Source organism: Frankia sp. AiPs1 (assembly GCF_023716945.1).
Taxonomy (GTDB): Bacteria; Actinomycetota; Actinomycetes; order Frankiales; family Frankiaceae; genus Frankia.
This window is the reverse complement of record NZ_JAMQQF010000003.1, coordinates 21,601-46,997: the sequence shown is the minus strand read 5'-3', so window position 1 is coordinate 46,997 and position 25,397 is coordinate 21,601. Positions and strand designations below refer to the sequence as shown.

At 70.9% G+C, this 25,397-nt stretch carries 21 protein-coding genes; 15 read left to right on the top strand and 6 right to left on the bottom strand.

Annotated elements, in window-relative coordinates; translation table 11 throughout:
* Positions 1 to 5: 5 nt before the first annotated feature.
* The 4 genes from ND748_RS01120 to ND748_RS01105 all read right to left on the bottom strand — a co-directional run bounded on the left by ND748_RS01120 (position 6) and on the right by ND748_RS01105 (position 4,904).
* A complete protein-coding gene (locus tag ND748_RS01120; RefSeq protein WP_251743423.1) occupies positions 6 to 1,307 on the bottom strand; it encodes an ATP-binding protein in 1,302 nt (433 codons plus the stop codon).
* Positions 1,308 to 1,345: 38 nt separating this feature from the next.
* Entirely contained in the window at positions 1,346 to 2,887 is a 1,542-nt protein-coding gene (locus ND748_RS01115; protein ID WP_251743422.1) for an SCO6880 family protein, read from the bottom strand.
* Positions 2,884 to 4,293, bottom strand: coding sequence for an aminoglycoside adenyltransferase (locus ND748_RS01110; RefSeq protein WP_251743421.1), 1,410 nt, complete (start codon positions 4,291 to 4,293; stop codon positions 2,884 to 2,886). The genes ND748_RS01115 and ND748_RS01110 overlap by 4 nt, the downstream gene beginning before the upstream one ends.
* Positions 4,294 to 4,589: 296 nt before the next feature.
* A complete protein-coding gene (locus ND748_RS01105) occupies positions 4,590 to 4,904 on the bottom strand; it encodes a hypothetical protein (RefSeq protein ID WP_251743420.1) in 315 nt (104 codons plus the stop codon).
* 335 nt (positions 4,905 to 5,239) lie between these two features.
* On the opposite strand from ND748_RS01105, the gene ND748_RS01100 reads away from it, so the two are divergent.
* Both ND748_RS01100 and ND748_RS01095 read left to right on the top strand, forming a co-directional pair.
* The gene (locus ND748_RS01100) at positions 5,240 to 5,611 is read left to right on the top strand and encodes a hypothetical protein (RefSeq protein ID WP_251743419.1); all 372 of its coding nucleotides are present in this window, start codon (positions 5,240 to 5,242) and stop codon (positions 5,609 to 5,611) included.
* 452 nt (positions 5,612 to 6,063) lie between these two features.
* Positions 6,064 to 7,209: a DUF6236 family protein gene (locus ND748_RS01095; RefSeq protein ID WP_251743418.1), complete on the top strand. Its 1,146-nt coding sequence runs from the start codon at positions 6,064 to 6,066 to the stop codon at positions 7,207 to 7,209.
* Between the two features lie 250 nt (positions 7,210 to 7,459).
* Here the strand turns inward: ND748_RS01095 and ND748_RS01090 are convergent, their stop codons facing one another.
* A complete protein-coding gene (locus ND748_RS01090) occupies positions 7,460 to 8,320 on the bottom strand; it encodes a hypothetical protein (protein ID WP_251743417.1) in 861 nt (286 codons plus the stop codon).
* A gap of 366 nt (positions 8,321 to 8,686) precedes the next feature.
* Between ND748_RS01090 and mobF the strand changes: the two genes are divergently transcribed.
* The 13 genes from mobF (at position 8,687) to ND748_RS01025 (ending at position 24,563) form a co-directional block, all read left to right on the top strand.
* Positions 8,687 to 13,060 (top strand): MobF family relaxase, encoded by a 4,374-nt coding sequence (gene mobF, locus ND748_RS01085; protein WP_251743416.1) that lies wholly within the window; start codon positions 8,687 to 8,689, stop codon positions 13,058 to 13,060.
* A 744-nt stretch (positions 13,061 to 13,804) separates the two neighbouring features.
* Positions 13,805 to 14,380: a hypothetical protein gene (locus tag ND748_RS01080; protein ID WP_251743415.1), complete on the top strand. Its 576-nt coding sequence runs from the start codon at positions 13,805 to 13,807 to the stop codon at positions 14,378 to 14,380.
* A gap of 116 nt (positions 14,381 to 14,496) precedes the next feature.
* Positions 14,497 to 15,204, top strand: coding sequence for a hypothetical protein (locus tag ND748_RS01075; RefSeq protein WP_251743414.1), 708 nt, complete (start codon positions 14,497 to 14,499; stop codon positions 15,202 to 15,204).
* A gap of 70 nt (positions 15,205 to 15,274) precedes the next feature.
* The gene (locus ND748_RS01070; RefSeq protein WP_251743413.1) at positions 15,275 to 15,937 is read left to right on the top strand and encodes an SAF domain-containing protein; all 663 of its coding nucleotides are present in this window, start codon (positions 15,275 to 15,277) and stop codon (positions 15,935 to 15,937) included.
* Positions 15,934 to 16,677 carry a hypothetical protein gene (locus ND748_RS01065; protein WP_251743412.1) on the top strand — a complete coding sequence of 248 codons (744 nt, stop codon included), beginning with the start codon at positions 15,934 to 15,936 and terminating at the stop codon, positions 16,675 to 16,677. The genes ND748_RS01070 and ND748_RS01065 overlap by 4 nt, the downstream gene beginning before the upstream one ends.
* The gene (locus ND748_RS01060; RefSeq protein ID WP_251743411.1) at positions 16,674 to 18,008 is read left to right on the top strand and encodes an ATPase, T2SS/T4P/T4SS family; all 1,335 of its coding nucleotides are present in this window, start codon (positions 16,674 to 16,676) and stop codon (positions 18,006 to 18,008) included. The genes ND748_RS01065 and ND748_RS01060 overlap by 4 nt, the downstream gene beginning before the upstream one ends.
* Positions 18,005 to 18,838 carry a hypothetical protein gene (locus tag ND748_RS01055; protein WP_251743410.1) on the top strand — a complete coding sequence of 278 codons (834 nt, stop codon included), beginning with the start codon at positions 18,005 to 18,007 and terminating at the stop codon, positions 18,836 to 18,838. Before ND748_RS01060 ends, ND748_RS01055 begins: the two co-directional genes overlap by 4 nt.
* On the top strand, positions 18,835 to 19,719 hold the full coding sequence (locus tag ND748_RS01050; protein WP_251743409.1) for a type II secretion system F family protein: 885 nt from the start codon (positions 18,835 to 18,837) through the stop codon (positions 19,717 to 19,719). The genes ND748_RS01055 and ND748_RS01050 overlap by 4 nt, the downstream gene beginning before the upstream one ends.
* Before the next feature lie 19 nt (positions 19,720 to 19,738).
* Positions 19,739 to 19,981, top strand: coding sequence for a hypothetical protein (locus tag ND748_RS01045; protein WP_251743408.1), 243 nt, complete (start codon positions 19,739 to 19,741; stop codon positions 19,979 to 19,981).
* A 17-nt stretch (positions 19,982 to 19,998) separates the two neighbouring features.
* Positions 19,999 to 20,394 carry a hypothetical protein gene (locus ND748_RS01040; RefSeq protein WP_251743407.1) on the top strand — a complete coding sequence of 132 codons (396 nt, stop codon included), beginning with the start codon at positions 19,999 to 20,001 and terminating at the stop codon, positions 20,392 to 20,394.
* Positions 20,391 to 20,828: a hypothetical protein gene (locus ND748_RS01035; RefSeq protein ID WP_251743406.1), complete on the top strand. Its 438-nt coding sequence runs from the start codon at positions 20,391 to 20,393 to the stop codon at positions 20,826 to 20,828. The genes ND748_RS01040 and ND748_RS01035 overlap by 4 nt, the downstream gene beginning before the upstream one ends.
* Positions 20,825 to 21,277 carry a hypothetical protein gene (locus ND748_RS01030; RefSeq protein WP_251743405.1) on the top strand — a complete coding sequence of 151 codons (453 nt, stop codon included), beginning with the start codon at positions 20,825 to 20,827 and terminating at the stop codon, positions 21,275 to 21,277. Before ND748_RS01035 ends, ND748_RS01030 begins: the two co-directional genes overlap by 4 nt.
* Before the next feature lie 31 nt (positions 21,278 to 21,308).
* Positions 21,309 to 24,563 (top strand): bacterial transcriptional activator domain-containing protein, encoded by a 3,255-nt coding sequence (locus tag ND748_RS01025; protein WP_251743404.1) that lies wholly within the window; start codon positions 21,309 to 21,311, stop codon positions 24,561 to 24,563.
* Between the two features lie 299 nt (positions 24,564 to 24,862).
* Here ND748_RS01025 and ND748_RS01020 read toward each other — a convergent pair whose 3' ends face one another.
* Positions 24,863 to 25,144, bottom strand: a complete 282-nt coding sequence (locus tag ND748_RS01020) for an SAM-dependent methyltransferase (RefSeq protein ID WP_308205562.1) — start codon at positions 25,142 to 25,144, stop codon at positions 24,863 to 24,865.
* Positions 25,145 to 25,397: the final 253 nt, after the last annotated feature.

Genomic DNA, 25,397 nt, shown 5'->3' with positions numbered 1-25,397 from the left:
CTCGATCAGGTGGCGCTCATCGCGCGGTCGGTGTCGAGCAGGTCCCATTCCCACGGGGCGATGAGATGGTCGACCAAGGTTGAGGTGTTGCCCACGCGCCACAGGGCCTGAAACGGCTGCAGCGTCCGCAGCAGCGTTGCTTCGGTACCGGTCAGGCCTAGGTCTGCGAGCAGCGTCCGGATCTGCTCAGGATTCTGGTGCAGGAACACCCGCACCGAGGTCGTGGTGAGCAGCCCCTCGGCGATCTTCCCGGCGGCGGCGCCGTCGTCGACCTGGCTGCGCAGGTCGGCCAGGGCGTGGGTGATCAGGATGTTGGCGGTGCCCCACTGCCGGCCCAGGCGCCACTGATCCTGCAGGAACCGGGTGATCGCCAGGTCTTCAAGGGCAATCCATGCCTCGTCGAGAATGACAAGTTTGCGCCGGTCCACCGCGCCGTACATCGCGCCCTGCAACCACCCCGCCGCCGCGGTCAGCACGAGTCGCAGGGTCCGCCGTCGAGCCAGCAGCGCGGATAGGTCCAGCACGAGGCCAGGGGTCTGCGCCCAGTCAAGATCGACACTGGTGGTGGTGTCGCAGATGCCCCGAAGGTCATCGTCGACGAGGATCGCGGCGGCGTCCAGCAACGGCCGTCGCCGCTCGGCGAGGTCCGCGCGGGTGGTGTCGAGGGCGTCAGCAATCACCGCGGGCGGATCGGCGAGCATCCGCTGCAGGTCCGGCAGGGTCGGATTGGCAATGCCGCTGTGGGCGGTGAGATGACGCAGGCATTCATGCAGGATGCGCCGGTCACCGGGAGACAGGTCGGCGCGGCCGAGCGCCAGGGTGAGCAGAGCCGTCGCGACGCCGACCCGGTGAGCGAGCAGGTCCTCGGCTGCGGCACCTGCGCGCGCCGGGCCGAGATCGAACGGGTTCACCCTGACCGTTCCGCCTGGGCTTAGGCGCAGTACCGCCCAGCCAAGGGCCGCGCCGAGCGCGGTCCACTCGCCCTTCGGGTCGATGATCGCGGTGAACCGGGTTGGCGCAAGGACCGTGGACCGGTAGACGAGGGCTTTCGTGAGAGCACTCTTGCCGTAGGCGCCGGCACCGGTGACCAGCATGTTCGGTCCCTGGATGAGGCCGTGGGCATAGGCCTCGTGAAGATCGAAGAAGAAGCCGCCGCCGGCGAGCCGGTCCGCGCCGAGCAGGACGCCGGTGACCCCGGATCCTGCCTGAATCGTGAACGGGTACAGCGTGCACAGGTGCGCGGTGGTAGCAAGGTCGCGCGGCAGCGTGAAGCGCCAGTCCCGCAATGCCTCGATGGTGATGGCCATGGGCCTCTCCGGTCGGATCGTGAGGGTGAGACATGGTGTCAGTGGACAGCGGCGCGCAGTCCACGTCCGGGGCCGCGGCCCACCGGCAGGCTCGCGGCCCAGGCCAGGTCATGCCGGCCGTGCAGGGGACGTAGTTCGGTGATGCCGGTCTGCGCGGCGCGGTCGGCCAGGCGCCGGCTGGCCTGATCGAGCTCGTCGTGGGTGGCCGCGGCGACGTCGACGAGGGCGAGGTAGCCGTACTCGCTATGGCCGCCGTGCAGCTCGATCTCGCGCTGGTCGACGGCGGCCTGTGCGTTGGCGAGGTGCGTCGGGACGCGAAAGCCGTACTTCTCGCGAGCGGCGACGGCGGACTCGACCTGCACGGCATCGGAGGTGATCCGCCGCCGTGCCAGGCGCGCCGAGACTGGTTCGCACAGCAGGCTCAGTGTGCGCATGCCCTCGGCGTGGATCAGCAGAGGATCCAGCCACCCTGGCTGCAGTCCCAAGGCAGGCCACTGCGCGACCCAGAAAAGGCGATGCCAGACGCTGTCCACCTCTACCGCGTCCCAATGGGTGCGTAGTGCCAGCGGGCCTGCGTGGACGCCGGCCAGTGCGCTGGCAAGACCTGCGTGTTCGGCGAGGCTGCGTCGGACTCCGGGCACAGTGGCCGCGGCCGTCGGGTCGGCGCGCAGCCGTAACGCCTGGGCGATCTGCACCGGGGAGTCGGGGACGGCGACGTCCAGTCCCGCGTCCTGGCATTGCTCGAGCACGGCCAGGGCCGTGCGCACCGCGGCGTCCGTCGGATCGGTACGCCGAGGCAGACGCCGGGTGTCGATCGTCAACCACAGACGAAGATCATGCTGGGTGAGGGTGGGGCCGGCATCGTCGAGCAGCGCTCGATAGTCGGCGGCGGCACGTGCATACCCATCGCCTGCAGGCGTCTCGCGCACGCGTTCGGCGAGCCAGCGGTGATGATCGGTCAACGGGGCGGGGGCCGAGCACAGCGTCCAGCCCAGACGGACCAGCGCAGGGTCACGGGCCGCGTGGGAAAGAATCGCCGCCCAGGCGGACAGCCGCTGATGCTGCTCGGCGGGGTCGAGTAACGCGAACGCGCCGCCCCGGGCCGCGAGCACCGCGGTCAGCGTCCCACCACGCCGATCCCGAACCAGCCCGATCGGGGCCACCGTGCCCGCGGCCCCACTGGCCGCCGCACGAGGAACCGCGACGATGTCCAGACCGCGCAGCAGCGGCGGCAACAGTTCCCCATCGTCGGTCGCCCTTCCCGCGCGGACGGCTGCGGTCCCGCTCAGCAAGGGCAGCGACGCGGTCCACCGGTCGCCCCCCACCACCCGCCGAGTCAGATGACGGACGGCCAGCGGCAGCATCTGATACAGCGGGCCACCTGGCGCGGGCAGGATCGCCAGCAGGCCGCAGACGACCGCGACGAGAACACCCACGGCCAAGGCCCCGACCAGCGGCGAGACGATCAGCGTGACGACCCCGACGGTGAGCAGAACCAGCGGAATCGGAGCGAGCCCCAGCAACGCCGCCCCGCCGCGGCGTCGCGTCAGCCGGTACACCGGCGCGGAGGGGTCGCTCACCGGCCACCTCCCGGGGAATCAGGGCGACGGCGCGCCCCCGGGCGGCGAGGAGGCGAGGGTCCCGCCCCGGGCTCGGCAGGCTGATCCGGATCGACCAGTCTGCGGCCCGCTGCGCCCGGTGTCGGTCGTGGACTCGGTGCTGGCGTCCCTTTGCCGCCGGCAGCATCCGGGCGCCGTGCGCCCGCAGCCGGGGTACCGGTGCGGACCAACGGCTTCTCGCTGCCGCTCGACCCGCCATCGAAGCGCGTGGCCAGGCTGCGTGACGCCCCGAGCCCGCCTCCGCTGCCCGCAGCCCCTGCACCGCGTGCCCCAGCACCCCCCGGAGCGCTGCGTCCCCCCGCCCGTGCCAACGACGACGCCAGCGACGAGCCGAAATAGGCCGTCTGCATCGCCTGCATCCCCGCACGGAACGGCGCCCGAGACAGGCCCTGGGTGATGGCCGCCTGCTCCATCGACGGGATCAGCCGCCAGATAATCCACGGCATGAATGCCGCGACCCCGGCGATCCCCATCCCCAGGAAAATACCTCCCCAGTCACTCCCGTCTGTCGAGCTCGGTCCCCGCGCCACACCCGTCAGGTCGATGCCGATCCGCAGCACGAGAAAAATCCCCGGCTTGATCATGACGACGGCGACGACGAGTTCTATGGCCTTGCGCGCGGCCGCCCGGCCCGCCGATGTCGTCATTGTCATGAATGACAACGGCGCGAGCGCCACCGCAACATAAGTCAACGCGGTCCGCACCACCAGCTCCAAATAGATCATCGCGATTGCGAAGAACACCAGCTGGTTCAGCAGCAGAACCCCGATATTCCCACCGGGAGCGGCCGTATACGGCAGGATCGCTTTTCCCACGTTCTCCGCGGCGTATTTCCCCGAGGGCAGCATCCACGTAGACATCACATCCGACAGAATGATCATCTGGTCGGTAATCCAGGGGAATACAAGAATTGCCAGCACGGCCACTGGCACATCACGCACCAGCCGCAGCAGCGCCTGCCCCGGCTCCCCGGACCACATCCCCTGTGCGACACCGAGGCTCACGAAAGCGACGAGGATGAGGCTCGCGAACGACGCCACGTCGCGATAGGCGCCGTCGTGGCCGATGAATGCCGCCGCCGTCACACGCGGATTCGTCGACGCCCCAAGAAGGCCCGTCAGCATCGACCGGGACGACGCCACCAGACTGCTGGCCATCCAGGAGGCGACCGCCTGCGCTGCGGCGGACATCAGCCCCGAGACGCCGCCTCCAACGCCCCGTCCCAGCAGACCGCCCAACGAAGGCGCTGAGATCGCGCGCTGCGCCACAAAACCCGAACCCGCCGCCGGCAAGGCAGGCCCCTCCGTCAGCCCCCCGCCCGCGTCCCCACCGGTCCACGCGCCGGCCGCCGGCTGGAACGCCAGCATCTCCCCTCCCGGACCGGGGGCACAGATCAGCCCCGGCTGCCCGCACCCAGGCGCCACCGGCGGCGGCCCGCCGTTACCAGCGCCGCGCAGGACTATCCACTCCACAACGCCGGCTGCTATCACCAGCACCGCGAGCGCCATCAGCAGCAGAAGCCGCCGACGTTGACGTGTCACCGACGTCGCCTGATCGCGCGGTCCTGGGCTCTGCTCCGCCGCGGCGTCGGTGTCGGTGTGCCGTGCCCGCGGCCTGCACGGCACACGCCACCGAACCGAGGCACGATGACGACCACGCCCTGTCATGCCGGCTGCGACGCGGACGGTGCAACCAGCCAGGCGACCATCTTTGCGCAAACAGCAACGAGCAGGGCTCCACCGCCGCCCCCGAAGATGTAGCTGGCCGCCCGGCTACCCGATCCCATCGAACCGAAAGCCCGGCCCAGGCCGAGAACCCCAGCACCGATGAGAACCGCCAACATGCTCGACACCAGACTCCCCTGCGCCGTGACGTTGAGAATGCGCTGGATCTTGTCGACCTCGGGCATGCCCTCCCAGCTCGGATGGACCTCCACATCGTCGGCCGCGGCCGGCAGCGCCGTCACCGCGACGATCACCAACCCCACCCAACCGACGACGGCTGTGCGGCGCAGCACCTCCCGCCATCTGCCTCGAGTTCGACGTGCTCTCATGGGCTCCTCCAACAGGCCGCCTGGCATCACAGCCCTTGGAGTGCGCGGCGAGCCCGCCGCGGAAGCAGCCGTCGTGATCGGTCACGGCCCATGGGCCGGTGGAGCTCTCCCCCTGCACCGGCAGATCGCGTTGCCCTCACGCGGAGTACGTCTTCGATGCCACAATCAATATATGTGCAGCGAATAACGCAAAGCCAGTCGCTCGTATCCGCCGAGGTATCCTGGAAAAGCCATTCGACCGAAAGAGAGGAGAGGCAGCCATGGACTTTCTCGCCTCCGGATACGACACCCCCGACGGCGCCGCCCGCCGCGCCCACGAAGACGACATCTCAGGACTCATCGCCGTCCACGTCACGAACATCCGCCACGCCGTCGAAGCCGCCGCGCCATCCATGGCGGTAATCGATGTCCATCTCGTTGACCGCAAGGGTCAGCTCACCCTCGGCCTGCGTGCCGTGAACGACTTCTTCGGCGACCCAGCGCTCGACCCCGCGTCAGCAGCCTTCGCCAGCCTCACCGAGCAGATAGCCACCGACCTCGCGGTCATCTACAACTTGACCCCCATGCAGCGATGGACCACTCCCCGTCTCGTCGACCCCCGCCAGCCCCGGACCTGGCACGATATTCAATGACCTGAAACGCGGCTACACAAGAAGCGTGGTGGGTGGGTGCACGTCGAACGCGCTAGGCGGGCGCCGGACGGGGAATCTGCGATCATCGGTCGGCCTCGCAGGGCTGCGACAGCGAGCATTCTGGATGCCTCCGGAGGGTCGGGCGGCCACCGGCAAGATCAGGGGGCGCCCCCAGGAGACCAACGTGGGCCGCCGGAAAGCCGGACAATGCCCAGCCGTCAACCCGCTTGACTCGTGGACTCAACGTGTCGCCATGAGAACAATTTGATCTTGCCTGCAGAGCCCGTGACCATTGCTCGGCTGGTCTCCACGCGGCTCCTGCCCGGAGTCGATGCCCACAAAGATTCGTTTCGTCGTGCCGATACCGGGTTGCGCAGTGTGCGATCATCGATGGGGTAGCGGATGGAGGGATCGGCATGTCTGCCATTGCGTTGTACTACCCATGGACACGCGTGCGCGATGATGTCTGGCTCAAGGCTGCCGCCCTGTACTGGCCCCGCCTCGCGGTGCTGGCCCCGGCCGGTTACCCGCGAGAAGGCCAGTCGCGTACCGCCCGCGTCCTGCGCGACGAGGTGGGATTCCTGGTCGACGCCGACCCCACCTACAGCACGTATGACGTCGCCGAGGAATTCCTCACGTTGATCAGCCGACAGGGCGATGCGCTGGCCGAGCGCTACGCATGGCTGACGGACTTCCCCCGCGTGCAGCAGCCCGCCGTCCTGAACCAGAGCAGGACGGTTCCTGTGGATGACGCTCGGGTCACCTGGGTGCACGTCGGCAAAGTCCCTCCCGCGCTGGTCCGCCGGCTCGTCGACACGCGACTCGGTGTCCGGAGCGTCGACTGGGGATGGCTGGGGATGCATCCCCAGCTCGCCTCGGTGTATCTGACCGCGCTCGCCGACCGGGTCGCACACGCCAATGACCTGGTCCCCGTGACAGATCAGCCAGGACACCTCGGCGTGCTGAACGGCTGGACGGTGGAGACCCTCACCCACGCGCTGCTGTCCGATCAGACCGACCGGCAGCCGACGGGCACCGTCGACGACGTGTCCGCCCTGTATGCGGCGATCGCGATCCAGACGGTGGTCCCCGCTGGCCTCGCTGATATCCCCGTGGCCCAGATCGTCGACGCGCGCCGTACGCTCGCCGCCGAGTTCGACGCCTTCCGGGAGCATCTGGCCTCGTTGAACGACCGGTTCAGCGAGCTCACGCAGACCGAGGACCCCGCAATCCTGCGCGCGCGGTTGGAGGACCTGGTCGAAGGGGACCTCGCTCGCCCCCTCGCCGAGCTGGAACGGGGCCTGCGTCAACTTCGTTGGGAACCGGTGCGGGCCGTGCTCGGCCGGTCGTCTCTGGCGCTGCCAGGCGTGTTCGCCTTACTGCCAGAGACTGCCCGGCTTCCCGTTGTAGTGGGTGCAGGCGGCATGGTCGCTGCCACCCTCATCGGCTCCGGTGCGCGGGTCCGAGAAGAGGCTCGTGACCGCCGCCGTTCCGCGGCGGGCTACCTGCTGGGCCTGCGGGAGGAACTGAACCCGACCGGTGTGGTGGACCGGATTCGCCGTGTGTTCCGTCATGCTTCCGCTCCTGGGAATCCCTAGCACCAGCGCCGCTTGGCCTCCGCTACGCCGCAGGAGCTCGGGGCGGCCGGCCGGGCCGGCCTTCGTCCATCCGACGCCGAACTGGCGTTCGTCCCCCTGGCAGGATCTTGCCGGCCGAAGCAGGCGATGCTCGCCGAGCAGGCTGCGGACCCCGCCAGTCCGTTGTGCCGCTACCTCGCGGATCGTCTTGCCAGGCCCAGCCGCGATGCACGGTCCGTTGGCGCGCGCCGCGGAGGCTGTGAACTACCGCTCACAGTGCGGCGTCCAGGCCCCAGTTCGGGCTCCCTGGCGATGGTTCGGGGACGTCGAGCGGGGCGGGGTCGCTGGCCGGCGCCGGCTCCAGGGGGATCGTGCGTAGGCCGGGCTGGAGCTGGGCTGCAGCGACGACTGTGGGGCCGTGGGAGCCGATGAAGTCGCGTTGGCGATCGTTCAGGTAGTTCCTGTCCCACTGTCCTGCGAGACCGGCGACGACACGCTGCAGTGCCGCGTCCGACCGAGGGGACATCGTCGCGGGGATCGTGACGTCGTCGCCGGCGAACATCACCAGCTCCTGATGAAAGATCCGATAGGACAGCCTCGATCCGGTTGCCGCTCTCAGCTGGCTGACCCCCGCCGTGAGGATGTCGACGCGGACGTCTCCGTGCTCCCAGCGTCGTAGCGGCCGGCCGTCCCGCAGGTCTGCGAATGGGGTGGGCGGACGGCCGTTGATCTGGGTGGCGCTGGTGGGTTGCGGACGCAGCGCGCCGTCGCGCAGAACATCATCAGTGGTGATGATCTGATCGCGACGCGGGTAGAAGGGTTGGGCTGGAGCGCGGCGCAACGCGGCGTGGGCCGCCGCAGGCAGCGGAAAGCCGATCATTTCTTCCACGCGCCAGATGTACCCGCGTGCCTGGAGTTGCGGCCAGCGGGCCTGCGGCTGCGTGAACAGCTCGGCGGCGACGGATCCCGGCACCCCTCTGCGGATGATCGGGTTGATGCGCCACCATCCGCCCGGCACTTCGATCTTCACCGGTGAGCGGTCGGCAAGGAGATTGCTCCATCGACCGCTCGCGAGCTCCGTGGCCGGAGCGGGGGGCGGGTTCGAGGGCCGCGGCCTGGGGGTCGTCGTCATGCGGCTTATACCTCTCCGGAGGCGAACTTCGGGTCGCCTGATGAAGCGCCTCGGACCCCATGGGCGGAAGCGCGCACGCAGCCCGCCCACGGTTGCGGCATGCCGACCACCGTCTGGCGCCTCGCCCCCGGTGGTCCCCTGCGAACACGCCGTCGGGGAAAGCCTCAGAACGGCCGCGCCAGGCCGAGCCGGGAACGTTTCCAGGAGGACTACGGGGAACTCGCCCTCAGCCGATCGCGGGTTCCCAGGGGCCCGGGGATCGACGCCTTCCAGCCCGCTCCGTTCCGTGGATCTTTCCGCGGCCGCTTCCTGGACGAGCAGCAACGCTCCCTCGGCCATCGCGACGCGTCGGGAAGGCAAGGTCGCATGATCGCCACCGTCAAGGTGTTGGGGTTGTCCGCCCGAAGCGCGGCCGCGGTCGACGCGGCGGCCCGGCGGGTCGTCGCCTACGTCGAGGGTGGCCTCGCTCCGGAGTCGGCAGCCCGGGCCACGGCCTACTACACCGACGGGGTGAAAGCACGAGGACGGGCCCGGGGAAGTGGGGCCGCGCTGGTCGGCCTGCGCGGCCCGGTGGCCGCCGAGCAGTTGCAGCGACTCCTGACCGGAGCGCATGCGGTGACCGGCCAGCCGCTGCTGGACGGGGTCGGATCCGCCGGCCGCCTCGACCGGGGCCGGCGGGTCATCCCACCGGATCAGGAGTCGTTCACGCTGAGCGAGGCGGCACGCATCGCCGGCGTCGACGTGTCCTACCTGCGACGGCTCGCCCGCCGCTCCGCCGCGGCCGACACCGCATCAGTGCCCCAGGCCGGCCGCTCGCGGGATGCGGACGGTCCGGCACAACTGCGCGCCGAAAGGGATCCCCGGTCAGGCCAGTGGCTGCTGGCCCGCGCCGAGCTGCTGCGCTTCCTGGCCCGCCGCCAACCGCCCACCGTCGTCATCGGCTACGACGTGGTCTGCAGCGCGCCGAAAAGCGTGTCCATCGCCGACGCCTTCGGCGACGACGACCTGCGCGCCGATCTCACCGCGGCGCTCGACGCCGGCGTCGACGCCCTGGTCGCCTACCTCGAGCGCTACGCCGTCCAGGGCATGGTCGACGGACGCAACCGCCCCGGCCTGGGCCTGGCCGCCGCGTCCTACCGGCACGATATCTCCCGCGCCGACGAAGCACACCTACACATCCACAACATCATCGCCAACGCGGTGGCGCTCCCCCTGCTCGACGACGACGGCCACCCCGACCGCGACCCCGACGGACTCGCACGAGTGGCGTGGCGCGCCCTCGACGGCGAGCTCTTCCTCCAGCATGTACGCACCGCAGGCTTCGTCGGCGCGGCCGCGATGCGCCACGAGCTGACCCGCCGCCGCGATGTCACGTGGGGTCCTGTGCGCAACGGCGTCGCCGAACTCGCCGCGTTCCCCGCCCCCCTGCTCGCCGCGTTCTCCACCCGCCACGGCCAGGTCCACGAGGAGTTCGCCGCGCTCGTCGCCGACGGGCTGTTCCCCGACGGCCGCACCCAGGCCGCCGCGCAACGCCGCTCCCGCGCGAACAAGAAGGTCCGCGCCGACGCCGAGATCCGCGCCATCCAGACGCGTCGGCTCGCCGACGCAGGCTGGACCCCCGCCCAGGTCCGCGCGCTGCTACACCGTCGCGACCGGCCATCGCGGCCTCCGGCGCCGCCGACCCCGAAGGACATCACCGTGCTGATCGACCGGCTCGTCGGACCGCAAGGGCTGACCGCCACCAGCCCGGTGTTCACCCGACGCGAGGTCTACCAGGAAGTCGCCGCCTGGGCGGTGGACCGTCTCGACAGCCCCGCCCTCAGCGGCGTCGTCGACGCGGTGCTGGCCGACCCGCGGATCGTGCTCGTCAACGAGCAGGCCGCGCGGCGCCGGCGACGCGTCGAGCAGTCCTTCACCACCGAGGACCTCCTCGACGTCGAGGACAGCCTGCTCACCCTGTACCGCCAGGGCCGTGTCGAGCTGGGCGGCGCACCCCACGCCCTGCTGCCCGCCGACGCGGTGGACAGCGCGCTGACCGCCGTCCTCCCCCACGCCAACGAAGCCGGCGCCATCCAGTTCAGCGATGAACAGCGCGGCGCCCTGCGTGCCCTGCTCACCGGCGCCGACCTGATGCGACCCCTCGTGGGCCCGGCAGGATCCGGAAAAACCACCGTCATGCGGGCGCTCGCCAGCATCCTCACCGCCCGGGGTTACACCGTGCTCGGCGCGACGCACGGCGGCCGACAGGCCGAACAGCTCGCCGCCGCCGTCGACATCCCCACCCGGGTCGTCAGCGGTTGGAACACGCTGCTCGATGCCGCCGACGATCCGACTGAGCACTGGCCCGCAGACCGCACCGTCCTCATCGTCGACGAAGCCACCCAGATCTCCACCCGCGACGCCGAACGCCTCGCCCGCCACGCCACCCGCACCGCCACCGTGATGATCCTCGTTGGCGATCCCGCGCAGCTCGGCTCTGTCGGCGCCGGCGGATGGTTCCCCCACATCGTCCAGCAAAATCCGCCGATCGCGTTGACCGCCGTGCACCGCCAGCAGGGCCCGGCGATGCGCAGTGTGCGAGCCGCCCTCCACGGCCTACGCTCCGCCATGCCTTCCGAGACGATGGCCGCACTCGCCCGCCTCGCCCGCGACGGCAACGTCCGGCTGTTCGACGACCGGGACGCCCTGCTCACCGCCGCCGTCACCGACTGGTACAGCGAACGGACAACCACCGGCACGGTCGCGGCCATGATGGCCGAACATCAACGCGACGTTGATGCCCTCACCGTCACCGCCCGCGCCACGCTGGTCGCCGACGGCACGCTCACCGGGCCGGTGCTCACCGTCGCCGGCCGCGACTTCCAGACCGGCGACGAGGTGATCACCCTCACGCAAGCCGGCCACACCCTCGTCCCCCAAGGCCGCTCCAAGAGCCGCTACATCCGCACCGGCACCGTCGGCCACGTCACCGCCGTCCACGTCGACCCCACCCGGCCCCATGCCCAGACGATCACCGTGCACTTCCCCGGCAAGGGCACCGTCCGCATCGGCTGGGACTACCTCACCTATGCCTTCCCCGACGGGCGCGCCGGCGGCCTCGCCCACGCCTACGCTCTCACCGCGCACAAAGCCCAAGGCTCGACCATGCCCACCGCCCGGCCTCTGCTCGCCGACGACACCTCCCGCGCCGGCCTGTACGTCATGCTCTCCCGCGCCCAGCGCGACCTCCGCGGCTACCTCATCCGCCGCAGCGACCTCGACGCCGACCTCGATGACGAGGACTGGCTCCCCATCCTGCCCACCGCCGACGCCGTCGACCGCCTCGCCGAGCACCTGCGCACCTCCCGCACCGACCGCCTCGCCGCCGACCTCGACCCCCACGCCCGCGCCGCCCACCACCTCGCCGCCACCCACGCCCTGCCCGCCCTCGCCGGCCTGCGCAGCCACCCACCACATCAACCCGCCTCACCGTCACCCGCCCTCGTGCGGCGCGCCGAACTCGCCGCCGAAGCCGCCCTCATCACCCGCGCCCTGGCCAACCCCCACCCCGCCCTCCTCGCCCGCATCGGGTCCCGGCCGACCGCCGGACCCCACCGAACCCAGTGGGACCAGGCCGTGGCCGCCCTGGCGATCTACCGCGCGCACCGGCCCGACACACTGCCCGACGACGCCGGTCCCTCACCCCCACCAGCGACCTCCGACACCCCCGCCGCCTCCTGGACGCGCCAGCGCCACCACGCCAGCACCCTCGCGGACACCTGGGCCGCCAACCTCACCCGCCGGGCACGGCGCCGCTTCGCCAGCCAGACCGACGCCGTGCCCCGCCAACGGGCCATCGCTGGCATCCACGCCCTTCTCGACGCCGGATGGCAGCCCGTCGACCTCACCGCCCAGCTCACCGCGCAGGAACAGGACACCGCTCGCAGCCCCGCGGCCATCCTCGACCACCGCGTCGCCGCCCTCTGCCAGCAGCACGGCATCAACCCAGACCTCTACCAACTCCCCCCGCCTCGCACCGTCGGCGACCTCTGGCACGACGCCACCACCAAGCTCCACGCCGCCGCCGTCGCCCACCTCACCACCCAACCCACCAGCCAACTCGCTGCCCAGCTGGCCCTGCTGCGCCGCGTCCTCACCCCCGACTCCACCGACCACGATCTACGCAGCGTCCTCACCGAGCACCATTACCGCGCACATCTCACCTATCGCCTCACCGAGGATCACCCCCATCCGGCGACATCCACCGAACCAGCCTCCGAGACCGACCCTGAGCCCGCGCCATTCTCCGGACCACACGACGAGCACCCTCATCCTCGCCATCTTCAACACGCCACCGCGCAGCGCGGGCTGCACCTCAGCACCGCCTTCCTCTCCGCACTCGACGGCGACCCCATCGCCCTCATCGCCGTCCAAGAACATGAACAACACCTCGACGCGGCCCTGACCCAGCACATCGACCACGCCATCCTGCGGCTCGACCAAGAACCCGCCCGCTACCTCACTGATCTGCTCGGTCCCAGACCCACCGCACCCGGTTCAGGCCGTGTCTGGCTCGCCCGCGCTCGCCAGGTCGAGGCCTATCGCCACCGAACCCTCGGTCTCCCCTACGGCCAACCCGCCCAGCCCCACGCCGAACGCCCAGCACATCGGGCCCTCGGAGCTCCCCCCACCGACCCCGACCAGCTACACCTCTACCAGCAGCTGACCACCGATCCCGCCACGCTCGATCTGCCCCTGTAGGCAACTGTTCTTCGAACCGATTCCCTCTGACCGTGGCCGCCGGCACGCCCACCCCGGCTCCTGAGAGCGATGGCGGCCTCCCCGGAGCGGCGGCGGCATCGCTCGCGATCAATCCAACATGCTTCCCCTGGGGCAAGAGATCCCGGGGAACACATCCTCGGAGAGCAGTTCCGAGGATCTTGCCTCCCACACTTCATGTGGGGACGGTTCATGCCGATAGCAGGCGTGCAGTCCGTGCCGTCCGGGAACCGACAAAAAGTCGATCATGAAAGTCGACTTCACGTCCGCGGACGCATATCGATCACCGTCTAGCCACTGCTACTGCAACCAGTCCCCGACCAGCAGGAACGCAGCCTCGGGAGATCGAATTCGCAGACCTCCCGGTAGCAGATCAGAACCTCCACGGACGACCAGCGACCTGCCGTCCCGACCACGATACGGAAAGTGATCTTCGGCTGCGCAGCCGACACGTCTAAAAACACTCAGTATTCCTCTTGACGTATGACCGATGTCGGGCCACGTTGGAGGCATCCGGTAGTAAACGGATGCAAACGTGATCGTAGATGGCCAGTAGGAGGCCAGCGTGGTCAACAGGCACACATCGCTCGCGCTACTTCCGCGATCACGCTCCGATGGCGCTCGTTCCCGTTGGCACGCTTGGCCTGCGCTCCGGCGGCCCGCCACGGCACGATGAGGATCATCTGCCCACGTGGGCTCGCACTCAGCCTGGGGATCATCGTCACCATGAGTACGGCGGCCGCGTGTTCGGACAGCGCCCCTCCCCACCCACTCGCGGCGCCGTCCACCACGGCAGGCACCCGCGGAGCCGTAGGCGGCACGCCGACCACCGACTCCACCGTCGAGGCCGAGATGGCGATCCGAGCTGCCACCCGACGCTACGACCAGGCGTACCGCGACGCTATTGCGAATCCGGGGAACCCTGCCAAGACCCAACCGCTGCTCGTGATGTACACCGCCAACTCACCCGAACGCGACCGCATCGAGAATCTCTTGCAAACCTTCACAAGAAACGGTTGGGCCGGGAGGCCGGGAGGTGCGGGGCATCAGTCAATCGAGAACGTAAAGATAATGAATGCTCCTCCGGACGGCCTTGCAGAGACAACGACCTGCACATATGACGACGGCATCGTTTTTGATGCCGCCAATAAGGCGCCAGGCGGGCACGAAATCATCGTCAATGATGCCACACAATCCTATCGCACTACCTGGACCTGGGTGACCGACGCTGGCACCTGGAAGATATCCGATGCCACAACGGTCAAAACGTGGATGGGCGCGGATCAATGCGCACCTCACTAGGAATACTCCTCACCGCTACCACACTCGGCATCGGAATTACCCTGGCCTTGTCCCCTCCGGCCCAGGCCGCCTATGGAATCGGAGCCGGGGGGACGGCCGGAGGAAGCACAGATCCCGTGCTCTCCCAGATCACGTCGATGGCACAGGTTCGAATACCGGCGCGCCATGACGGCGGCAACGGCGGGACGACGGGCCCGGATCCGTGCACCTGGCAGTCCGGCGATCTGTTCTCCTACCTGCAGCGCAATCCCCAGGAGACCGAGCGCGTCGATGCCGATGGGGTGACAGCCACCCTCTACGCACGGGTGTGCGGGCCGACCGCCATCACTTACTACTGGGTGCGACCGACAGCATCGGCGCAGCAGGTGGCCGAGACCGCAGGAGATCTGGTCCGGCAGAAAGTTCCGGCCCCGGACGGGATTTTCACCCCGAACCTTCAGCAGGGTCACCGGGCCGTGGTGAACACGCCATTGCGAATCGGGGTACGCACGCAGGCGGCGGTGTCCGCCGTCGCATCCGTGCCGGGTGTGACCGCCACGGTGACCGCAGAGCCGCAGACGTTGGAATTCCTGCCCGGGGACGGGGCGCCGCCCGTGCTGTGCGGTATCGCGAGTGCATCCACGCCGGTCTCCTGTTCCTATTCCTACCGGGACGCCTCCTCCATCGCCCCGAACGGCACGAGCTGGCCGGCGCAGCTGCGGATGACGTGGGCGGTGTCATGGACGGCATCGACCGGCGCGACGGGGACTCTTCCCGCGATGACAACCACCGCGGACTATGCGGTACCGGTCGGTGAGGTGCAGGCGCTGGAGCAGGCGCGATGAGGCAATCCGATGGCTCGCCCGTTCATGTGCGGATCGATCCTGCGGAACACGGAGGAGCGGAGGTGATGCTATGACGGCGACGGTAGGAGCGACACCGACCTCGGGCCCGGCGACGGGAAGTCCGTTCCGGCCACGACGCGCGTCGCGGCGCGGGATGGCGGCCGCGGTGCTGCTGATGGTGCTCGGCGCCGGCGGCGCGGTGGGGGCGGCCACCTGGCACGACGATCATGTGGATGCAGTGGTACTGACGCGTCCGATTGCCCGCGGTGAGGTCGTCAACGCGGCCGATCTCGCGGTGGCACGGGTGTCGGTGGAGGGCACGTCGGCGCGGCTGGCCTCCCCGACCGCGGCCAGGGCGGCCATCGTGGGCCGCCAGGCCCTGGTGAACCTCACCGCCGGCACTCTGCTCACCCCGGAGATGGTCGGGTCGGCCCAGCCGCCAGCGGGTTCGGCAAGTGTGGGCATCCGGCTGGCCGTGGAAGCACTGCCGTCCCGGCAGCTGCGGGCCGGGGACTGGGTCCAGGTGGTCGTCGCCGGCGCCACCCAGGGCGACGACAGCCCGACGCTGGTGGGCGGGCCGGTGCAGGTCGCCGACGTGCGAGCGGTGTCCGACCAGGCGACAAGCGGGGACATGGTCGTCTACCTTGACGCGCCGGCCGACGATGCCGCACGGATCGCGTCGGCAGCCGGGACCAGCGGGCAGGGGCTACGGCTGCTGGGGGTCCGCCGGTGAGAGGCTGCTGGGCGGTAGGAACCGCCGGCCCAGGATCTGCCGGCGCGACCACCCTCGCCATGGCGGCGGCCGCCGCCGGCGGCGGGGCAGTCATTGAGGCCGGTGCCGATGGTGGCGTGCTCGCCGCCCGCTGCGCCCTGTCCCTGCACGCCGGAGCCCCGGGGTTGGACAGCCTGGTCGCCGCTGCTGCCAGCGGCCCGGTGCACGTGCTTGACCACACCCAACGCAGCGCTGCCGAGGTTCCCGTGGTGGTGGCAGCAGCGACGGAGGAGACCATCGCCGGGGCACTGCGCAGCCTGGCCACCTGCCTGCCGGGGCTACGCACACAGGCGGAGGTGGAGGTGCCGCTGTTCCTCGACGTCGGCCGAGTACGCCAGAACACCGCCGCGATACTCGGCCCCTGCGACGGGCTGCTACTCGTCACCGGCGCGAGCCGGGAGGCGCTGGCGTGCGCGCTGGTCCGCCTCCCCGGGCTGTTCCTCTGGACACCCAGGATCGTGCTCGCCGTGCACGGACCCGGCCCCTACGCGCTGGCCGACGTACGCCGGCTCGTCGCCGAGCGGATCGGCGCAGCGGCCGTACCGGTCGTGGCGATTCCCGACGACCCATATGGGGCGGTCGCGCTGGTGGAAGGGACGCGTCGGCGCCGCCCGTCGGCACTGCTGCGCGCGGCTGGGCAGGTCTTGGACTGCTGTGCAGCGGTGGACACCGACGGTCTGGTCAGCGAGGGCGCGCGGTGAGCTGGAGACCGCAGGTCGCCGACGATGCCACCGCGAGCGCTGTAGTCGAGGCGCTGCGCCCCTGGTTCCTTGCGAGCCTCGCGGACGCACCAGACGGCGAGGATCGCGCCGCCCGTATCGACGAACTGATCGAGGCCGGGCTACGCCACGAGCAGCACCAGCGCACCCGTGGCGGACAGACCGCGCTGGATGCGGCGACCGAGGGCGAGGTTCGCCGCCGGCTGCGCCTCGACCTGTCGCCGCTGGGCCCCCTGGCCCGCTTCCTGCAGTCCGAGGAGTGGAGCGATGTCGAGGTCAACGGGGCCGCCAACGTGATCTGCACGGAACGGATCACCGGGCATCGCCAGCAGCTCGCCTCCCCGTTCCGCGACGACGACGAGGCGTTCGAGTGGGTCGCTGCCCAAGCCGCCGCTCAGGGCCGCCGCTTCGACGAAGCGGCGCCCAGCGTGCGCTGCCGGCTACCCGGCGGGGCGCGGCTGCACGCCATCGCGGCCGTCACCGGCCGGGTGCACATCTCCTGCCGGCTCTACTCCCCCGACCTCGTCGCCCTAGAGGGATTGGAGTCCGTCGGCATGTTCGGTCCGGACCTGACGGCAGTGTTGACTGCGACGGCCCGAATGGCCGATCCGTTCGGCCTGGTGATCTCCGGGGCGACGACGGCAGGCAAGACGACGCTGCTGCGCGCGTGTCTGAACGCCCACCCCGCCTCGGTGGTCCTCGATCGGACGGTGACTGTCGAAGACGAGATGGAGCTGTTCCTCGACCCCCGCCGCTTCCCCAATTTGGTGGCTTTCGAAGCCCGCGAACCCAATCTGGAGGGGGCCGGCGCGTACACGATGGAACGATTCCTGACTGACGATCTTCGGCGGCTGACTCCAGATCGAGTCGCGCTCGGCGAGCTGAAACCCGACGGCGGGGTCATGCCGCTGCTGCTGGCACTGGGCCAAGGCGTCGCCCGCGGGGTCGCGACCACCATCCACGCCCCGTCCGCCCAGGAAGTGATCTCTCGGATCCGGACCTACGCCGCGTTCGGTGAACATCGCGTCGCCGACAGCGTCGTGCTCGACACGATCGCCACCGCCGTCGACCTGATCGTGCAGGTCGGCCGGGTCGAGCGGCGCCGGGCGGTCACCTCCGTCCTCGAGGTCGCCGGCCGCGGCGAGCACGGGGTGAGCGTCGCCGAACTGTGGCGGTGGAACCCGTCCGCGGGCGCGCCGACCCGCACCGACCTGGCCGCGTCCGAGGAGCTCACCGCGAAGCTGACCGGCGCCGGGCTGGACGCGAACATCCTGGACCGGGATCGCGGGTTCGCGTTGGGCGCCCGCTGGTGAGCGGCCTCGCCCTTGCCGCGGTCGCGCTGGGAGGCGCCGTGGCCGGCCTCGGGGCGTGGCTATTCGTTGCCGCAGCTCACGGCGCCGCGATTCCCACCCGGCTCGCCGGTCGCCACCCCGCGCTACCGGCACGTCGGATCGTGCTCCTGCTCGCCGTCGCCGTTCTCGCCGGTGCCGTCACCCGCGCCCCCGCGCTCAGCCTCGTCATCGCCGCCGTCGGCTACGTCACCTTCGACGCCGGCCGCGGTCCCTCAGTACCAGCCGTCACCCGTCTCGGGGAGGCCGTGGCCACCTGGACCGAGGCGGTCCGCGATGGCCTGGGCGCTGGCCGGCATTTGCGGGCAGCCCTCGTCGCCTCCTGCGACCGGCCTCCCGACGAACTCGCCGAGGCGCTCGGACGCCTCGCGGTACGGCTGGACACCATGTCCGTGCCCGACGCACTGCGCGCGCTGCGGGCTGAGGTCTCCCATCCAGCGCTGGGACCGGTCGCCACCGCCCTCGACGTCGCCTACCAGCGGGGCGCGGGGGACCTGACGCGGCTCATGGCCAGCCAGGTCGAGACGACCCGCGCAGACGTCGCGCGGCTCCGCGACCAGCACGCGTTACGGGCCAAGCACCGGCGGTCCATGACGCTGCTGCTCGTCCTGTTCGCTGCCTCGATCACCGTCGTACTGGCGGTCTCGCCGGCGTTCTTCGCCCCTTACCGCACTCTGACCGGCCAGCTGGTCCTTGCCGCGCTGGGCGCGGCCGTCGTCGGCGCCGTCCACTCGCTGGCCCGGATGAGTCAACCCGACCTTCCCCCCGACTTCTTCACGCCGGAGGTGCCATGACCCGGATGCTGCTTGTCGCCGCCTGCGGTGCGCTCGCCGGTCTTGGCGTCTGGCAGGCGGCGTGGTCCACGCGGGCCGGCAAACCCGATCTCGGCGCCGATCTCGCGGTGCTGTTCACCGCCCCGGCGACCACCCGCGTCGCGCCATTGACCCGCCTGTCCCAGTGGCTGTGCACGCTGATGCGCGATCACGGGCTGGGCGGTCTGCTGCGCGGCGACGATGTGAGGATCGCTGACCGTGGCGTCGAGGCGCACATGGCCGCGCGGCTGCTCCACGTGGTGGCCGGCGCCGCCGGCGGCCTCGGTCTCGCCGCGCTGACGCTCCTGGTCGCCGTGGCGCCGCCGGTCCTGTCCGCGGTGTTCGTCGTCGGCGCGACGCTGGGAGGGCTGGCGCTCGCCGACCGGCCGGTGCGCCGGCTCGCCCGAGCTCGTCGCCGTGACGCCGCGCTGGCCACCGCGGTTTACATCGACCTGGTCCGCATCCTGCTCGTGGGCGGCCTACCGCTGCCCGCCGCGCTGTCCGCCGCCGCCGACAGCGGCCACGGCTGGACCTTCGGTCACCTGCGCCGCGCGCTGACCGGCGCGCGACTGCGCGGGATTCCTCCCGATGTCGCCGTCGCCGAACTCGCCGCCGCCTATCCGCTGCGCGAGTTCACCGACCTGGCCCGCACCCTGGCCGCGGCGCGCGCCGGCGCTTCCCCCGTCCTCGCCCTGGAGTCCCGCGCCGCCGCGATCCGCCAAGCCGAGGGCGCCCGGCTTCGCGGACAGGAGGCCGCTGCCGACGCGCAGATGGACCTGCCTGCCGCCGCCGTGGCCCTCGTCTTCGTCGCCTTCCTCGCCTACCCCCTCCTCTCGATGATCAACAGCACTGTCGGGATCTGACCTGAGAAAGGAGGCCTCCGTGCTCCATGCCGTGGCCGCCCGCCTTCTCCTGCTCCACCTCACCCTCACCGACGCCTACCGGCGTAGCCGGAACCGGGCCGACGCCCGTGACCACGGCGATGCCGGGCTGTCCACCGCGGTCATCGCCGTCGGCCTCGTCCTCATCGCCGGCGTGGTGATCCTCTATCTGCGGCAGAAGGCCACCCAGATCGCCAGCAATGTCTGCACCAGCACCGACCCCACCCAATGCCAGCAGCAATAGACCGGCCATCCCACGCCATGTCCGCTCCCCGCCGCAGCGTCGCGCCCCGCAGCGCTGACGATGCAGGTAACGCCACCGAACTCGCCGCCATCATGATCGCCGTGTTCGCTCTGTTCGTGTTGCTGCTGACGATGAGCGTGCGCTGGGTGACAGCGTCCGCGGCGGAAGCGGCCAGCCAGCGCGCCCTCGAAATCGCCCAGGCCCCCGGCGGCACACCTCCCGCCGTCGACGCGGCCGCGACCCGGCTGGCGACCAGCGTCCTGCTCGTCGACCACGCCGACGTCACCATCAGTCAGCGGGCCGATCAGGTGGCGGTCACCGTCACCGCCCACGGCCGGATCGGCGGCGCCGTCAGCCGCACCGCCACCGGCCCGATGATCCGGTTCATCCCCCAGACCCGCAGCGGCCGATGACCCGCCAACGCTCGCCGTCACCGTCCATCTGCGGCAGGTCCCGCGGCCGCGATGACGGCTCCTACTCGGTGGAGTTCGCCGTCAGCGCCGCCATCGTCCTGCTCGCCGTGCTGCTCGTCGCCGTCGCCTACCAGACAACGCAGAGCAGCGCCACGGTCACCACCGCCGCCCGCGAGGCTGCCCGCGCCGCGTCCCTCGCCCCGACCGCGGCCGACGCGGCCAGCGCCGCCGACCGGCTCGTACACACCCGCATCAGCGCGAGCGCCGGACCCTGCGCCGACGTCACCACCACCACGACCACCGCCACCTTCCGCGCCGCCGGCACCGTCACCGTCACCGTCACCTGCCGGACCGGCAGCCTGCTCGGCCACCACCGCACCCTGCGCGCCACCGCCGACGAGGTCATCGACCGCTACCGCGGCGGACTGCGATGAACCGCAGCATCCTGCGAGCGCCCGTCCGCCGCCTGATCTGGCACGACAACACCGGCGACGACACCGGCTCGATCAGCCTGTTCCTCCTCGGCGCCGTCGCCACCGCCGCCGTCCTGTTCGCCGCGCTGATCACCGACCAGACCCGGATCCTGCACGCCAACGGCGCCGCCTTCGACCTCGCCGGCAAAGCCGCCCGCGTCGGCGCGCAGCAACTCGACACCACCGCACTCGCCGACGGCGTCATCCGCCTCGACCCGACCAGCGCACGCACCGCCGCCCGCGCCTACCTCGACGCCCACGGTGTGGACAACTCCGCGATCGTCGTGGCCGGCGCGACGGTCACCATCACCGTCCACCAGCAGGTCCGCTTCCGCATCCCCGTCCTGGCCACCGGCCCCGGGGCCATCGTCACCCAGACCCGCTCCGCCATCGCCACCCCTGGCCCCTGACCGCATCCCTGCCCCAGACCGCGAGGCCCCCATGGCGCAGACCAGCACCCGCCCCCGCCAGGCCACCGGCCGCCGCAACCGACGCACCGCCACCGGCGCCGTGGTCGCGCTCACCGGCCTGCTGCTATTCGCCGCCGTGCCATGGCTGCTGCTGGCCTGGCGGTCCGATCCCCTCCCCCACACCTGGCAACCCGCCCGCTGGTGGACACTCGCCCGCCGCGGCTACCTCCACCCCGACGTGCTGCCCAACAGCATCGCCGTCCTGGCCTGGCTGGTGTGGACCCAACTCGCCCTGGCACTGGTCCGCGAAACCGCCGCCCGCCTTCGTCGTGGCGCCACCGCCGCGCGCACCGGCCTGCTCCCCGGTGTCGTCCAACACCTCGCCCACACCTGGATCACCAGCCTGTCCCTGCTGCTCACGCTCCTCGCGAGCCGCGCAGGCGCCGCCACCGCCCCGCTACACCTCGCCGCCGCCACCGCCACCCACACCCCCGCCCAGACCGACCCTGCATCCACCTCGCCTTCACCACTCGGCGCCCCTGACGCCGCACCCAGCGCCACCGCCGTCCCCGTCGCAACAACAGGAAGTCTGCCGAGGTACGAGACCTACCGCAGCCAGCCCTACGACACCCTGCGTTCCCTCGCCGCCCGCCGCTACGGCAACCCGGATCTGTGGGCCGTCATCCGCGACGCCAGCATCGGCGTCCCTCAACCCGACGGCACCCGCCTGCCCGCCGGGCTGGTCTCCCTCACCCCCGGCAACATCCTGCACATCCCCGCCCTCCCCGACACCGCGATCACAGTCTCCGCCGAGCCGGTAGCTGACCGCACTCCCGCCAGCCGGACCAGCACCGACCACACCGACGGTGACCGCACCTTCGCCTCCACCACCGCAAGCCACCCGGTCGCACCCCGCGAGAACCTCTGGACCATCGTCGACGCCGCCTACCCCGACCTGCCCGACGCCGACACCCCTGCCGCCGTCGACGCCGTGTTCACCGCGAACCTCGGCACTGCCGACCCGCTTGGCCGCACCCTGCATGATCCCGGGCTGGTCAACCCCGGCATGGTCCTGCGCCTACCGACCCTGCACCTCGCCGCCGACGGCGGATGGACCCCTTCCACCAGGCCGCCGAGCAGCACACCAACCATTCCCACGCCTCTGGAAACGCCGACCCCGCCCACGGACACCGACACTGATGCCGACGGCGCCGCACCCGGGTCGCTAGCGACCCCCGCCGCCCCCTCAGCAACCAGCCTCACATCCCCACCTGCCCCGCCGACCACCCCACCTGCGGCTTCCTCAGCCGCCACCGCTCCCGCCAGCGAGCCTGCCACCACCCCACACCCGGCCACGGCCCCCACCGTGCCGACGCCGCCATCGCACCGCCACACCTCCCAGAGCTTTGTCTGGCTTGGAGCCGCGGGCCTGCTTGCCACCGTCATCGTTGGATCCTGGACCGCCCGACGCCGGCGCCGCGACAACCACACCACCCCGCAGCACGTCGTCCCCGCCACGGAACATGACCGTGCCGCCTTACACACCGCACTCCTCGATGCCGACGACCCCGACCTGCTCGACCGCCTCGACGCCGCGCTGCGCACCATCGCCTCAGCTCACCGCGATCAGCCTGACGGGCCGCACCCCCAGATCCTGCTCGTCCATCCCGACGACCTCATCGAGGTCTTCCTGCACCCCCACGGCACCCACGCTCTGCCGCCGCCATGGACCGAAAGCCCGGACCCGCAGATCTGGACCCTGCCACCTGAGGCCGAACTGCCCGCCCTCGACCACCTCCCCCCACCCTGCCCGGCACTGATCCAACTCGGTGCCACCCCCGACGGATCCGGGGTCTTCGCCGATCTGGAAGCCCTCGGCAGCCTCGGCATCGACACCGGGGGCGATAGCGACACTCTCGGCGACGTCGCCCGCGCCATCCTCACCACCGTCGCCGCCTCCCCCTGGGCCGACCTCACCACCGTGCGCACCCTCGGCCTCGACCCCCACGACCTGGGCGAGGCGGACCGCATCACCGTCAATGACTCCCTCGAGGACCTCGTCGACGCCACCACCGCGGACGCACACACCCTGCACGGGGCCCTCGACCTCGGCGGCTACGCCACCACCCTCACCGCCCGCGTCAACGAACCCGGCGAAGAATTCGACCCCACCATCGCCCTCGTCGCCGAACCCACCAGCGACGACACCGGCGACGCTCTCGCCCGCCTCGCCGACCTCGCCGGCGACGGGCAACGCGGTATCGCCGCCCTCCTACCTGCCCATCCCGACAGCCCCACCCGCTGGGCCCTGCGCCCCGACCCCACCCACGGCCCCACCGCCTGGCGGCTCGACCCCCTCGGCCTCCCTCTCATCCCCTGCGGACTCAGCGAACCCGACGCAGCCGACCTCGCAGACCTCTGGGCCGACGCCGAAGCCCCCCTCGCCGAACAGGAACCCCCGCCCCAGGCCGAAGCACCTCACCCCTTCAACCCACCACCCTGGCGGGTCATGGTCCGACTCCTCGGCCCCGTCGACGTCATCCCCCGCGACGGTCCACCACCCGACCCCACCGCCGCCCGCGACCGCACCGGCGAGGTCCTCGCCTGGCTCGTCACCCACCGCCACGGAACCCGCACCGACCTCGAAACAGCCCTCTGGCCCCGCGGCGCCACCCCCAAAACCATCGCGAACGCCCTCAGCCGCGTTCGTCGCCTCCTCATCGACCTCGCAGGACCCGACGCCGACGGATGGCTGCCCCGCTTCGAACGCAACGGGGCACTCGCCCTCGCCCCCGAGGTGATCTCCGACCTCGACCTCCTCGACGCCCGGATCCGCCACGCCCAGCAACATCACAACCACCCCGACACCGCCATCGCAGCCCTGCAGGGCGCCGTCGACCTCATCCGCGGCATCCCCGCCGGCTACCCCTGGCTCGACGCCCAGATGGGCTCCATCCTCACCACCACACCCGTCAACGCCGTGATCCTTCTCGCCGAACACCACCTCGCCCGCGGCGACACCACCGCCGTGCTCACCACCACCACCCGCGGCCTGGAAATCCTGCCCGCCCACACCGAATTGTTCGCCCTACGCCTCCGCGCCCACGCCGCCACCGGCGACACAGACGCCGTCAAAGCCGAATACCGCGCCTACCTCCGCGCCGAACAAGCCGAGCCCTATTGGGACGGCGACACCGACCGCGACCTCGAAAACCTCTACCGCCAGCTACTCCGGCCCCACCCAGAACAACGAAAAAACAATCGCTACAACGGGATCGCATCCTAACCATGCAACACGGCCACAGCCGACCCGACCAGCAGCACCCCTGCGACAGCGCCCGTACGGCGCGCCCGACCACTCGACAATCCCCGCATACCCATCATCGTCGCCGAACGCTCACCGGCCGCAGCAACCCCCTGGCCGGACTCCTGGCCCTCGCCGGGATCACCGGGCTGTCTGGCCTTCGCCGACCCCGCGCGACCATCCACCGCCGTGAGTCGGCACCTGGCTCACGGCTTGCGCGCGACTCCGCCGTAGATGCCCACCTGTACGTCGAGCAGGTCGACCGCGTCGCCGTCGGGCCGTCAACGGTGCGCGACGACCAGGCCCGAGTCAACCAGCTCCAGTCCGTCGAACAGACGTTCCACCTCGGCGTGGGTCCGAGGCCGGAGCGGCAGACCTCGCTGGCGGTAGGCCGCCGCGAGTTCCTTGGCGCCCGGGTCGAAGTCCGCGGTTCCGTGGCTCAGGACCAGGTAGCTGCCCGAGGGCAGCGCGTCGACGAGGCGGCGCACGATCCCGTACGGATCACCATCGTCGGGCAGGAGATGGAAGATCGCTATGAGCGAGAGTGTGACCGCGCACCACATGAAGTTAAGGCCCGGACTCCCAGCGCGAGACTCCGGACTGGTCCGGCTGGCAACCAGAACGGGAGCTGGCGGGGACCTGGGCGACCGATGCGGGTGGGGCCCGATTTACTCGCCCGGCTACTCGAGCTGCACAGCCGGGCGCTGGGTCACTGGCATGTGCCTCGCGTGCCACGAGGGCGTCCCGGCCACTCTCGCTGACGAGCCCGCGACGGTTGCTCGGCCGGTGATCAGGGCGTGGTGTACCCGCCGGCGC

Bases quoted from the DNA above. Each gene is read 5' to 3' on its own strand.
- mobF (WP_251743416.1), top strand. From the start codon at position 8,687: ATGATCGCCACCGTCAAGGTGTTGGGGTTGTCCGCCCGAAGCGCGGCC.
- ND748_RS01090 (WP_251743417.1), bottom strand. From the start codon at position 8,320: ATGACGACGACCCCCAGGCCGCGGCCCTCGAACCCGCCCCCCGCTCCG.
- ND748_RS01080 (WP_251743415.1), top strand. From the start codon at position 13,805: ATGAGTACGGCGGCCGCGTGTTCGGACAGCGCCCCTCCCCACCCACTC.
- ND748_RS01050 (WP_251743409.1), top strand. From the start codon at position 18,835: ATGACCCGGATGCTGCTTGTCGCCGCCTGCGGTGCGCTCGCCGGTCTT.
- ND748_RS01110 (WP_251743421.1), bottom strand. From the start codon at position 4,293: ATGCTGGCGTTCCAGCCGGCGGCCGGCGCGTGGACCGGTGGGGACGCG.
- ND748_RS01025 (WP_251743404.1), top strand. From the start codon at position 21,309: ATGGCGCAGACCAGCACCCGCCCCCGCCAGGCCACCGGCCGCCGCAAC.
- ND748_RS01100 (WP_251743419.1), top strand. From the start codon at position 5,240: ATGGACTTTCTCGCCTCCGGATACGACACCCCCGACGGCGCCGCCCGC.
- ND748_RS01120 (WP_251743423.1), bottom strand. From the start codon at position 1,307: ATGGCCATCACCATCGAGGCATTGCGGGACTGGCGCTTCACGCTGCCG.
- ND748_RS01070 (WP_251743413.1), top strand. From the start codon at position 15,275: ATGACGGCGACGGTAGGAGCGACACCGACCTCGGGCCCGGCGACGGGA.
- ND748_RS01020 (WP_308205562.1), bottom strand. From the start codon at position 25,144: ATGTGGTGCGCGGTCACACTCTCGCTCATAGCGATCTTCCATCTCCTG.
- ND748_RS01035 (WP_251743406.1), top strand. From the start codon at position 20,391: ATGACCCGCCAACGCTCGCCGTCACCGTCCATCTGCGGCAGGTCCCGC.
- ND748_RS01030 (WP_251743405.1), top strand. From the start codon at position 20,825: ATGAACCGCAGCATCCTGCGAGCGCCCGTCCGCCGCCTGATCTGGCAC.
- ND748_RS01040 (WP_251743407.1), top strand. From the start codon at position 19,999: ATGTCCGCTCCCCGCCGCAGCGTCGCGCCCCGCAGCGCTGACGATGCA.